This is a genomic window from Bradyrhizobium pachyrhizi (assembly GCF_001189245.1).
Classification (GTDB): Bacteria; Pseudomonadota; Alphaproteobacteria; order Rhizobiales; family Xanthobacteraceae; genus Bradyrhizobium; species Bradyrhizobium pachyrhizi.
Map to the genome: position 1 here is coordinate 1 of NZ_LFIQ01000052.1, position 11,556 is coordinate 11,556.

9 protein-coding genes are annotated in these 11,556 nt (G+C 65.3%); 4 read left to right on the forward strand and 5 right to left on the reverse strand.

Annotation, left to right across the window (positions count from 1 at the left end):
* Positions 1 to 37: 37 nt before the first annotated feature.
* The 4 genes from AKL29_RS09545 to AKL29_RS09560 all read right to left on the reverse strand — a co-directional run bounded on the left by AKL29_RS09545 (position 38) and on the right by AKL29_RS09560 (position 4,196).
* Positions 38 to 868 carry a helix-turn-helix domain-containing protein gene (locus AKL29_RS09545; RefSeq protein WP_028335285.1) on the reverse strand — a complete coding sequence of 277 codons (831 nt, stop codon included), beginning with the start codon at positions 866 to 868 and terminating at the stop codon, positions 38 to 40.
* 175 nt (positions 869 to 1,043) lie between these two features.
* Positions 1,044 to 1,700 (reverse strand): glutathione S-transferase family protein, encoded by a 657-nt coding sequence (locus AKL29_RS09550; protein WP_028335284.1) that lies wholly within the window; start codon positions 1,698 to 1,700, stop codon positions 1,044 to 1,046.
* On the reverse strand, positions 1,700 to 2,869 hold the full coding sequence (locus AKL29_RS09555) for an acyl-CoA dehydrogenase family protein (RefSeq protein ID WP_028335283.1): 1,170 nt from the start codon (positions 2,867 to 2,869) through the stop codon (positions 1,700 to 1,702). Before AKL29_RS09555 ends, AKL29_RS09550 begins: the two co-directional genes overlap by 1 nt.
* Positions 2,870 to 3,059: 190 nt before the next feature.
* Positions 3,060 to 4,196: an acyl-CoA dehydrogenase family protein gene (locus tag AKL29_RS09560; protein WP_028335282.1), complete on the reverse strand. Its 1,137-nt coding sequence runs from the start codon at positions 4,194 to 4,196 to the stop codon at positions 3,060 to 3,062.
* Between the two features lie 215 nt (positions 4,197 to 4,411).
* Here AKL29_RS09560 and AKL29_RS09565 point away from each other — a divergent pair, with 215 nt between their 5' ends.
* Both AKL29_RS09565 and AKL29_RS09570 read left to right on the forward strand, forming a co-directional pair.
* A complete protein-coding gene (locus tag AKL29_RS09565; protein WP_050383975.1) occupies positions 4,412 to 5,953 on the forward strand; it encodes an acyl-CoA synthetase in 1,542 nt (513 codons plus the stop codon).
* A 125-nt stretch (positions 5,954 to 6,078) separates the two neighbouring features.
* On the forward strand, positions 6,079 to 7,299 hold the full coding sequence (locus tag AKL29_RS09570; RefSeq protein ID WP_028341508.1) for an ABC transporter substrate-binding protein: 1,221 nt from the start codon (positions 6,079 to 6,081) through the stop codon (positions 7,297 to 7,299).
* A gap of 108 nt (positions 7,300 to 7,407) precedes the next feature.
* Here AKL29_RS09570 and AKL29_RS09575 read toward each other — a convergent pair whose 3' ends face one another.
* Positions 7,408 to 8,175 (reverse strand): helix-turn-helix domain-containing protein, encoded by a 768-nt coding sequence (locus tag AKL29_RS09575; RefSeq protein WP_050383976.1) that lies wholly within the window; start codon positions 8,173 to 8,175, stop codon positions 7,408 to 7,410.
* 199 nt (positions 8,176 to 8,374) lie between these two features.
* On the opposite strand from AKL29_RS09575, the gene AKL29_RS09580 reads away from it, so the two are divergent.
* Positions 8,375 to 10,648 (forward strand): marine proteobacterial sortase target protein, encoded by a 2,274-nt coding sequence (locus tag AKL29_RS09580; RefSeq protein WP_050383977.1) that lies wholly within the window; start codon positions 8,375 to 8,377, stop codon positions 10,646 to 10,648.
* 205 nt (positions 10,649 to 10,853) lie between these two features.
* The gene (locus tag AKL29_RS09585; protein ID WP_050383978.1) at positions 10,854 to 11,444 is read left to right on the forward strand and encodes a class GN sortase; all 591 of its coding nucleotides are present in this window, start codon (positions 10,854 to 10,856) and stop codon (positions 11,442 to 11,444) included.
* Positions 11,445 to 11,556: the final 112 nt, after the last annotated feature.

Sequence of the window (11,556 nt, forward strand, 5' to 3'; positions counted from 1 at the left end):
TGCGCAATTGCGCACTAGGCCGGGACGACAGCGGAGGTTAGGTCAGCGCGCGCTCGCTCCCGGCTTGCCCGGTGCGGTAGATCGCAAGGTCCCGCGAGCCGGAGAAGATCGCGCGCGGCTTCAGGCCGTAGAAGCGCCGAATCGAGTGGCTGAAATGCGTGCTGTCGGGATAGCCGATATCCTGCGCGAGATGCGCGAGGTTGATGTCCTGGTTGGCGAAGTGCAGCAGATGCCGCGCGCGCTTCCAGGCGCGGAAGGAGCGGAACGAGATTCCGGTCTCCTCCTTGAACAGATGCAGGAAGCGCGAGGGCGATAGCCCGGCTTCCGCGGCGCAGCCCGCCGCGGTCACCGGCTCGCCGGAGAACTGCCCGATGCGGCCGATCGCGCGCACGACACGCGGATCGAGCACGCGCTGCGGCAGCGCGTCGCCGAAGCACATCGTGTCGAACTCGGCATTCGCGATCGCGTCGCGATGTTGCATCTCGGCGAGCGTCGCATAGGCGTTGCGGATGCGATTGGCGAACAGATGAGAGTCCGGTCCTTGCAGGCGGCGGGCGACGGCTTCGAGCGTGCCGTCGGGCACGCTTTCCGGCTCGATCGCAACGCAGATCGCCGAACGATATTCGCTGGTGATGGTGTGGCGCAGGTTCGGCATCGTCACCGCGAGTTCGCCATGCGACTCGCGGCCTTCGCTGGTCGACAGATGCAGCCCGTCGCGGATCGCGACATAGACGTGGAATGCGCCGGGACAGCGCTCGCGCGGGCGGCCGAGCAGCCCGGCATAGAACACCCGTTCCGGCGTAATCAGCATCCGGTGACCGGATTGCTGGCTGGAGCTCTGGCACTTCGCGTCCACGATCGCGTCCATGGCGGTTCCTCCTCGCGCGGCTCTTTGGGCCGCTGCGGCGGAGCTACCATAACGCAAATTCGAGGCCTGTCACCGATGTGAAGAGTCGTCATTCCGGGGCGATGCGACGCATCGAACCCGGAATCTCGAGGTTCCGGGTCTGGCCCTTCGGACCATCCCCGAACGACAGCGTAGGTTACGGCCGCGCCCGCGGCGCAACGTTCTGTTCCTGACCGGCTTTTTGCTCCGCCGCGACCGCGCGCTGGTAACCGTCGCGCTGCTGCAGCCGCGCCCAATAGGCCGCGACATTCGGCCCGAAATCCTTGGCGAGGCCGATATTGCCGGCGAGACGGAGCGCATAACCGTTGGCGATGTCGGCCGCGGTGAAGCGTTCCGCGCAGAGGAATTCCGACTTCGAGGCGGCGGCCTCGACCGCACGCAGCCGGCCCAGGAACCATTTTGCATAGTCGCCCGAGACCTGCGGGTTGCGCCGCTCCTCCGGCTCGAGCTGGCTGTAGCGGAGCACCAGCGTCTGCGGAAAGGTCAGCGTTGCGTCGGAAAAATACATCCAGTTCAGGAACGCGCCATAGGCCGGCTCGTCGACGCCGACAATCAGCGGCGTCGGGCCGTATTTGGTGCCGAGATAGTGGCAGATGCCGGAGGACTCCGTCATCCTGGTCTCGCCATCGATCATGAACGGGATGGTGCCGAGCGGATTGATGCCGAGATATTCCTTGGCGAACACCCGCGGCGGGAACGGCAGCATCTTCAGCTCATAGGCAAGCCCAAGCTCCTCCAGCATCCACAGCGGACGGAACGAGCGCGCGGCATCGCAATGATAGAGCGTGATCATCAGGCGTTTCCCTTTTGCTTCAGGCCAGGCAGCGTGCCCATCATCTTGCACAATACCATGAGCATGACCTCGTCGGCGCCGCCGCCGATCGATGTCAGGCGGCTGTCGCGATAGGCGCGGCTGACCGGCGTCTCGTTGGTGAAGCCCATGCCGCCCCAATATTGCAGGCAGGCGTCGGTGAGCTCGCGGCCGAGCCGGCCGGCCTTCAGCTTGGCCATGGTCGCGAGCCGGGTCACGTCCTCGCCGGCCACCAGCGCCTCGCCGGCACGATAGATCAGCGAGCGCAGCAGCTCGACCTCGGTCTGCATTTCCGCGAGCTTGAAGTGCACCACCTGGTTGTCGAGGATCGAGCCGCCGAACGCCTTGCGGTTGCGAGTGTAGTCGATGGTCTCGTTGATGATGAATTCATGCGCCTTCAGGCAGGCGGCCGCCCCCCACAGCCGCTCCTCCTGGAACTGGATCATCTGGTAGGTGAAGCCCTGGCCTTCCTCGCCGATCCGGTTGCGCTTCGGGACCCGGACATTGTCGAAGAAAATCTGCGCGGTATCGGAGGAGCGCATGCCGAGCTTGTCGAGCTTGCGCGCGACCTGCACGCCCTTGGTCTTCATGGGCACGCAGATCAGCGACTTGTTGCGATGGACCGGGCCGTCGCTGGTGTTGGCGAGCAGGCAGATCCAGTCGGCCTGGGTGCCGTTGGTGATCCACATCTTGCCGCCATTGATGACGTAGTCGTCGCCGTCGGAGCGCGCACTGGTCTTGATCGAGGCGACGTCGGAGCCGGCGCCGGGCTCGGAGACGCCGATGCAGGCGACCTGATCGCCGGCAATCGCCGGCGCCAGAAATTCGCGGCGCACCTCGTCGGAGCCGAACCGCGCCAGCGCCGGCGTCGCCATGTCGGTCTGCACCCCGATCGCCATCGGCACGCCGCCGCAGGTGATGGCCCCTAACTCCTCGGCCATCATCAGCGCGTAGGAATAATCCAGTCCCTGGCCGCCGAACTCGACCGGCTTGTTGAGGCCGAGGAAGCCGAGATTGCCGAGCTTCTTGAACAGCTCATGCGCCGGGAAGATGTCGGCCTTCTCCCATTCGTCGACATGAGGGTTGATCTCGGCCGCAATGAACTTCTGTAGTGCGCGGCGCGGCTCGTCGTGGTCGGCGGTGAAGAGCATGTTTATCTCGTGTTTTCTCGTCGTCTTTCTTCACCTCCCCCTGAAAGGGGGAGGTCGGAACGCTCGGCAACGCCGAGCGGGCCGGGTGGGGGTCACACCGGCAGTTGGACTCGCGGCGTGACCCCCACCCTGCCCTCCCCCTTTCAGGGGGAGGGTGTTTCCTCTCTCGCAGCTCAACTTGCCGCTGTTCTCACAATCCCATCTGCCGGCTCGCGAGATCCTTCATGATCTCCTCGGTGCCGCCGCCGATCGCGTTGACCTTGACCTCGCGGTAGATGCGCTCGACCTTGACGCCGCGCATGAAGCCGGCGCCGCCGAAGATCTGCACCGCTTCGGAGGCGCAGTGCGCCATGGTCTGGGTCGCCTGATTCTTCATCATGCAGATCTCGGCGACCGGGCTTTCGCCCTGGCCGAGCCGCCAGGCCAGCATCTCCAGCATCGCCTGCGAGGCCGCGACCTTCTGCGCCATGTCGACGATCTTGTGCCTGATCACCTGGTGCTGGGCGATCGGCTTGCCGAACGTCTTGCGCTCCTTGGCATAGGCGATCGCCTCGTCGAGGCAGACGCGCGCATAGGCAGTGCAGCTCGCCGCCATGCCCATGCGCTCGCTGTTGAAGTTCTGCATGATGATCTTGAAGCCCTGCCCCTCCTCGCCGATCAGGTTCTCGGCCGGCACGCGGCATTCGTCGAAGTGAAGTGTCGCGGTATCCGAGGCCCACCAGCCCATCTTCTTCAGCTTGGTGCGGGACAGGCCGGCCGTATTGCCTTCGATCAACAGCAGGCTGACGCCGCCCGGGCCCTCGCCGCCGGTGCGCACCGCGACCGTCAGGTAGTCGGCGCGCATGCCCGAGGTGATGAAGGTCTTCTCGCCGGAGACGACGTAGTGGTCGGCGTCGCGCCGCGCCCTGGTGCGCAGGTTCGCGACATCGGAGCCGCCGCTCGGCTCGGTGATCGCGAGCGCGGAGATCTTCTTGCCGGCGAGCACGTCCGGCAGCACCCGCGCCTTGACCTCGGGCCGCGCGGCGCGCGCGATCGGCGGCGAGCCGATGGTATGGCTCATCAGGCTCGATGAGACGCCGCCGGCGCCGGCACGCGCCAGCTCCTGCGAGGCCACGATCTTCATGAACTGGTCGGCGGCGATGCCGCCATACTCTTCCGGGAAGCCAAGGCCGAGCAGCCCGATCGCAGATGCCTTGGCATAGAGCTCGCGCGGAAACTCTCCGTCCTCGTCCCATTGATGGGCATAAGGCTCGATTTCCCTGGCAACAAAGCGCCGCATCACCTCGCGAAAGGCCTCATGCTCGCCGGTGTAGAACGGGTTTGCCATCCGCGTGCTCCGTTGATTCTTCCCTCCGACGATGTCCGGATTTCGCCCGGTTCACTTGCGTCGAGTGGCTGCCATCAGTGCCGAGGCCCGGTCCGGCGATTTGCCAGCCACTAAACGCAAGACAGCATCCTTATACGCCCCCTCCACTGCCAATTCATGGCATCAATTGAGCCAGGAACAGGCGGCGCAAGACTGCCGTTCCGGAGGAGGGAAATTTGCCGGTTCGTTATTACGACTGGATCGCGCATCATCGCCGGCGCACGCCGGACAAGATGGCGCTTGTCGATCTCGCCAGCGATCGCCGCTTCAGCTACGCGGAGCTCGACGCCCGCGTGTCGCGGCTCGCCGCCTGGCTGCGCGATGGGCTCAAGGTTGCCCGCGGCGACCGCGTCGCGGTGCTGGCACTGAACACGACGGATACGCTGGAGGTGCAGTTCGCCTGCTTCCGGATCGGCGCGATCTTCCTGCCGCTCAACACCCGCCTCACCGTTCCCGAGCTGCGCTACATCACCGGCGACGCCGCGCCGAAGGTGATGATCCACGACGACGATCTCGCCGAGACCGCGCTTGCGGTGGCAAAGCTCTGCAATGTCGCTGCGACCGTGAGGCTCGGCCCAGGCGGCGCCTATGAGGCCGGCATCGCGGCAGCCACGCCACTCGAGCGATTCGAGGAGGTCATGCTCGATGACATCTCGACCATCATGTACACATCGGGGACGACGGGCCAACCGAAGGGCGCGATCATCACGCATGGGATGACGTTCTGGAATTGCGTCAATCTCGGCGGCCCCGCCTACATCTCGCCGGCCTCGGTGCTGCTGACGGTGCTGCCGCTATTCCACACCGGCGGGCTGAATTGCTATACCAACCCGGTGCTGCATGCCGGCGGCACTGTGCTGATCATGCGCGCCTTCGATCCCGGCGAGGCGCTGAAGCTGATCGGCGATCCCTTGCAGGGCATCAACGTGTTCTTCGGCGTGCCCGCGATCTACCAGTTCATGGCGCAGCACCCGGCCTTCGCATCAGCGGATTTCAGCCGCCTCGTCATTGGCGGCGTCGGCGGCGCGCCGATGCCAGTGCCGCTGCTCAAGACCTGGGAGGCGCGCGGCGTCGCGCTGCAGCAGGGCTACGGCATGACCGAGACGTCGCCGGCGGTGATGGTGCTCGACCGCGAGGATGCGGCGCGCAAAGCCGGCTCCTCCGGCAAGCCGGTGCTGCATACCGAGGTCCGCATCGTGCGGCCCGACGGCAGCGATGCGGCGGTCGGCGAGCTCGGCGAACTCTGGGTCAGGGGGCCGAACATCACGCCGGGCTACTGGAACAGGCCGGACGCCAATGCCTCCTCCTTCACCGACGGCTGGCTGCACACCGGCGACGCCACGCGGATCGACGAGGAAGGCTTCTACTACATCGTCGACCGCTGGAAGGACATGTACATCTCGGGCGGCGAGAACGTCTATCCGGCCGAGGTCGAGAGCGTGCTGCATCAACTGGCGGCCGTCGCCGAAGCCGCCGTGATCGGCATCCCCGACGAGCAATGGGGCGAAGTCGGCATGGCGATCATTGCCGTGAAATCAGGCCATTCGCTGACCCCGGCCGAGGTCCACGCGCACTGCCAGGCCAATCTGGCGCGGTTCAAATGTCCGCGCCTGATCGAATTCATCGAGGTCCTGCCGCGGAACGCGACAGGCAAAATTCATAAGCCGACGCTCCGGCAGCAATTCAGCCGGCCGAAGCCAACCGATACCGCGGCGTGAGCCAGACGCGCGCCGCGCGTTCCGGATTTCGCCGCGACAAGGATTGCCCCGCCGCCGTCTGCCGGGACCGGCTGCGGGTTCGTTGCGTAAGTCCCCAACCAGGATCAATCGAGGAAATTGTCTTTATGAAAACAACAACACTGTCGCTGCTGGCAGCCGCCACGGCGCTCTGCCTGCTTTCCACCCAGGCCGCCTTTGCACAAAAGAAGTATGATACCGGCGCCTCCGACACCGAGATCAAGATCGGCAATGTCGAGGCCTATAGCGGTCCCGCCTCCGCCTACGGCGTCATCGGCAAGACCGAAGAAGCCTATTTCAAGATGATCAACGACCAGGGCGGCATCAACGGCCGCAAGATCAACTGGATCTCCTATGACGACGGCTACTCGCCGCCGAAGACCGTGGAGCAGATTCGCAAGCTGATCGAGAGCGACGAGGTCTTCCTGGTGTTCAACGCGCTGGGCACGCCGACCCAGACCGCGGTGCAGAAGTATCACAACGCCAAGAAGGTGCCGCAGCTGTTCCTCGCCACCGGCGCCAGCAAGTGGAACGATCCGAAGGATTTCCCATGGACCATGGGTTTTCAGCCGAGCTATCGCGTCGAGGCGCGGATCTTCGGCAAGTACATCCTGAAAGCCAAGCCGGATGCCAAGGTCGCGATCTTCTACGCCAATGACGATTTCGGCAAGGACTACCTGGTCGGCTTGAAGGAGATCCTCGACAAGTCGAGCGTCAAGATCGTCGCCGAAGAGAGCTACGAGACCACCGAGCCCTCGATCGACTCCCACATCGTCAAGCTGAAGGACACCGGCGCCGACGTGTTCGTCAACATCTCGACGCCGAAATTCGCGGCGCAGGCGATCAAGAAGATCGCCGAGCTCAACTGGAAGCCGATGCAGGTGATGACCGACGTCTCGATCTCGATCGGCGCGGTCATGAAGCCCGCCGGGCTCGAGGCTTCGGAAGGCGTGCTGTCGGCCGGCTATCTGAAGGACGCGTCCGATCCGCAATGGAAGAATGATGAGGGCATGAAGAAGTTCATGGCCTTCGCCGAGAAGTACATGCCGGGCGCCAACCTCGCCGACGCCAATCTGGTCTATGGCTACGCCGCGGCGCAAACCATGGTGCAGGTACTGAAGCAGGCCGGCGACAACCTGACACGTGAGAACGTGATGAAGCAGGCCGCCAGCCTGAAGGATTTTGCGCCCGACACGCTGATTCCCGGCATCAGGATCAACACCAGCGCGACCGACTTCGCGCCGGTCGAGCAACTCAAGATGATGCAGTTCAAGAACGGGCAGTGGGAGCTGTTCGGCGACATCATCAGCGCCGAGACCGGCGGCTAGTCGAGCCTGTTATTCCGGGGCGCTCGCGATCGCGAGCGAACCCGGAATCTGAAGCTCGTGGATCGAGATTCCGGGTTCGCGCTCACGCGCGCCCCGGAATGACCAGCTTCAACTACCCGGCAAGAAAATCGCGAACGGCTCATCGATCGTCCGGCGCAGATGCTCGCGATAGGCGGCGTAGTTCGCGTCATCCGCCGACACCCGGCCGAGGCTTGGCTGGGGCACATTCTTCACCGGCAGGAACGCGATCGGCGCGGCAACCGGCGTCAGCAGCGAGCCGCGGCCCGCGAGCAGCGTCGTGATGATGCCGTACATCTCGCCGGAATTGCGCGGGCGCGACACCGTGATCACGCGATGCTGGCCGTGCCGGTTGGTCACGAGGTAGACGAAGCCGGATTCATTGGGCACCGCCACCTCGCCATACTGGGTGTAATCGGCATCCTGCCGTTCGCCCTCGCGAAAGCCGAGCGATGACGCCGCTTCGTCCCAGGCGATCTCGGTGCGATAGGCGTAGAGCGCGCCCTGCTCGCCGAACGACGGACGCACCGTGATGTAGGTCCCTTCGATCCGTGCCACCGCGCGGCGCGAATAGGATCCGAGGCTGTCGGGTGCGATCCCGCCATTGGCAGGTGCGGCCACCGTGATCGCCTCCGGCAGCTTGCGCAAGGACACGCCCAGCGCCTGCTCCAGCCGCACCGTGGTCGCCAGCGTGAACGGGCGGCGGCCGCCAAGCACCTTTTCCAGCGTCGACAGGCTGAGCTTGGCCTGCTCGGCCAGCGTCTGCCGTGAGATGCGTCGGCGCGCGATTTCCTCGCGGATGGTCTCCGCGACCTGCTGGCTCTGCTCGGCGGATAGCTGCTTGTCAGGCGTCGGCATCCAGATTCCTGCCCGGTTCCCCTTGATTCCGCGCAGTCTAGCAGACCGGACAATCCATCACCAAACCGCACAAACCCGCCTCAGCCGGCGGCGGGCCGCGCCGGACGGCGGCCAATCATTGCCGATCATTCTGCTCGCGCCAAAACCGCCGTTCTCCATGATCGCGAGGCAGCGAAAGCCTCGCTCGGGAGTGACGAAAATGACGATTTACGATGCATGTGACAGCAGCCCGCAGATCCGCCTGTCGCGCAGGATGCGCATTGTGCTGTTCTTTCTGGTGGAAGGTGTGGCCGCGCTGGTGATCGGCTTTGCGGCCTTGTTCGTGAGTTTCGATCCGGTGTGGTCGGCCGAACTGCCGCGACAGGTGGTGCTGCGGCCGAGCGATGCGCGTTCCGGCTCGCTGCTGTTCAAGACCGACGACGGCTATGCCGACGCGACCAGGCTCGGCATCGACGTCGACCTCACGGTGTCGGGGCCGACGGTCCGCGCCCGCGTCACGCAAATCTTCCGCAACCCGACCAAGGACTGGGTGGAGGCGACCTATGTCTATCCGCTGCCGGCGGGCGGCGCGGTCGACACGCTGAAGATGGTGGTCGGCGACCGCGTCGTAGTCGGCGACATCAAGGAGCGGCAGCAGGCTCGCGCGATCTACGAGCAGGCCAAGCAGAACGGCCAGAAGGCCGCGCTCACCGAACAGGAGCGGCCCAACATCTTCACCAATTCGGTCGCCAATATCGGCCCCGGCGAAACCGTGCTGGTGCAGATCGAATATCAGGAGCCGGTGCAGCAGAACGGCAGCGAGTTCTCGCTGCGGGTGCCGATGGTGGTCGGCCCGCGCTACAATCCGCGCCCGGTGGTGCAGAGCGTCGATCTCCGCGCCGATGGCAACGGCTGGGGCGCCACCACCACCGATCCCGTGCCGGACCGCGACCGCATTGCGCGCGAAGTGCTCGATCCGGCGGAAAATGCGCCGGTCAATCCGACCAACGTCACGGTGCACCTCAACGCCGGCTTTCCGCTCGGCGAGGTGAAGAGCCATTTCCACCAGGTCAAGATCGAGAGCCCCGACAGCACCACGCGCGTCGTCAAGCTCGCCGAAGGCCCGGTGCCGGCCGATCGTGATTTCGAGCTGACCTGGAAGCCGGCCGCCGAGAAGGCGCCGTCGGTCGGGCTGTTCCGCGAGCATGTCGGCAATTCCGACTATCTGCTGGCCTTCGTCACCCCGCCGTCGGTCGAGCAGGCGCAACAGAAAACGTTGCCGCGCGAGGTGATCTTCGTGATCGACAATTCCGGTTCGATGAGCGGCACCTCCATCATCCAGGCCAAGGCGAGCCTGACTTACGCGCTCGGCCGCCTGCAGCCGACCGATCGCTTCAATGTGATCCGGTTCGACGACACCATGGACACGCTGTTCCCGTCGCCGGTCGCGGCCAACAGCGCCAATATCGGCAGCGCGACGGCGTTCGTCAGCGCGCTGCAGGCCCGCGGCGGCACCGAGATGGTGCCGGCGATGCGCGCGGCGCTGTCCGACACCAGCCATGGCGACGCCAATTACGTCCGCCAGGTCGTGTTCCTGACCGACGGCGCCATCGGCAACGAGCAGCAATTGTTCGAGACCATCGGCGCGCTGCGCGGCCGCTCGCGCATCTTCATGGTCGGCATCGGCTCGGCGCCGAACACCTATCTGATGACACGCGCCGCCGAGCTCGGCCGCGGCACCTTCACCCATATCGGCTCGGTCGAGCAGGTCGACGAGCGCATGCGCGGCCTGTTCGCCAAGCTGGAGAATCCCGCGGTGACGAATCTCTCCGCGAAATTCTCCGAGGCGACGGCCGACCTGACGCCGTCGGCACTGCCCGACGTCTATCGCGACGAGCCGCTGGTGCTGGCCGCCAAGCTCGACAAGCTGGCCGGCTCGGTCGAGATCAAGGGCCGCATCGGCGACCGTCCGTGGAGCGTGACGCTGCCGCTCGCGAATGCCGCTGAAGGCAGGGGCCTGTCGAAACTGTGGGCGCGCCGCAAGATCGCCGATGCCGAGGTGGCGCGCACCACGCGGCAGCAGAGCGCCGAGGACGCCGACAAGACCATCCTCGCGCTGGCGCTGGAGCATCAGTTCGTCACGCGGCTGACCAGCCTTGTCGCGGTCGACAAGACGCCGAGCCGTCCCGAGGGCGAGCCGCTGAAACTCTCCGAGCTGCCGCTCAACCTGCCCGCCGGCTGGGATTTTGCGAAGGTGTTCGGCGAGCGTCCGAGTCTGCCGGCCGTACCGGGCGAGCGTCGCGCCGACGCCGGCGACGGCAAGCTGCAGCTCGCTGCGCTGAAGCGGTCACCGGTCCCCACACAAGGTCCCGGCACGATCCAGCTGCCGAAGACCGCGACTGATGCGGAGCTGAAGATGATCGCGGGCGTGATCCTGCTCACGGTGAGCCTTCTCCTCCTGATGATCAACCGGCGTCAGACGTCGCCCCAATGACGTCGGATGAAAGGAGGAGGTGCCCCCCGACCTCCTCCTTCAAGCGCGCGCGCGGCCTTCCCACCCGTCCCCCAAGGGCCGCGCGCGCAACTCTTCCTCAACTCGCAATGTCATTCCGGGGCGATGCGCAGCATCGAACCCGGAATCTCGAGATTCCGGGTCTGGTCCTTCGGACCATTCCGGAATGACAGCAACAGGCGCAACAATGCCCCGCTTCGTCCCATCCCTCGCCTTCGCTCTCATCGGTGTGATCCTGTTCGGCCAGGGCGCCTACATCCATGCCAAGGCGCTGCTGGCGCAGGTGCTGCTGGAGCGCGCCTTCGCACAGAGCATCGCGACCGGCCAGCCGGTGAAGCCGTGGAGCTGGGCCGATACCTGGCCGGTGGCGCGGATCGAGGTGAAGCGCCTGCACGCCTCCGCGACCGTGCTTGCCGGCAGCAGCGGCCAGGCACTGGCGTTCGGCCCCGGCCATGTCGAGCAGACCGTCGATGCCGGCGAGCGGGGCGTCGCGGTCTATTCCGCGCACCGCGACACGCATTTTCGCTTTCTCAGGGATGTCACAATCGGTGACGAGATCGACGTCACGCGAAGCGACGGCAAGATGCTTCGCTATCGGGCCGATCGCAGCTCGGTGGTCCGATTCGATCAATCCGGCATCGATCCGACTACTGACCGGTATGAACTGGTGCTGTCGACCTGCTGGCCGTTCGACGCGCTGACGGCAGGCCCTGAGCGCTACTTGCTGCACGCGACCTTGATCGAAACGGATTCGCACGCGCGCGAATCGGGTTCCTGATAGGCAATCAATTTTGCGCCTGCCGGGATATTGCGCGCGGTGCCCTGACCTGCGCCAGCATGAGTTGCTACCCCCTTTCCCTCGCCATAAAAACAATGAAAAATCGCGCGCC

Excerpts from the sequence above, each read along its gene's own strand:
- AKL29_RS09545 (WP_028335285.1), bottom strand. The coding sequence starts at position 868 with ATGGACGCGATCGTGGACGCGAAGTGCCAGAGCTCCAGCCAGCAATCC.
- AKL29_RS09550 (WP_028335284.1), bottom strand. The coding sequence starts at position 1,700 with ATGATCACGCTCTATCATTGCGATGCCGCGCGCTCGTTCCGTCCGCTG.
- AKL29_RS09555 (WP_028335283.1), bottom strand. The coding sequence starts at position 2,869 with ATGCTCTTCACCGCCGACCACGACGAGCCGCGCCGCGCACTACAGAAG.
- AKL29_RS09560 (WP_028335282.1), bottom strand. The coding sequence starts at position 4,196 with ATGGCAAACCCGTTCTACACCGGCGAGCATGAGGCCTTTCGCGAGGTG.
- AKL29_RS09570 (WP_028341508.1), top strand. The coding sequence starts at position 6,079 with ATGAAAACAACAACACTGTCGCTGCTGGCAGCCGCCACGGCGCTCTGC.
- AKL29_RS09575 (WP_050383976.1), bottom strand. The coding sequence starts at position 8,175 with ATGCCGACGCCTGACAAGCAGCTATCCGCCGAGCAGAGCCAGCAGGTC.
- AKL29_RS09580 (WP_050383977.1), top strand. The coding sequence starts at position 8,375 with ATGACGATTTACGATGCATGTGACAGCAGCCCGCAGATCCGCCTGTCG.
- AKL29_RS09585 (WP_050383978.1), top strand. The coding sequence starts at position 10,854 with ATGCCCCGCTTCGTCCCATCCCTCGCCTTCGCTCTCATCGGTGTGATC.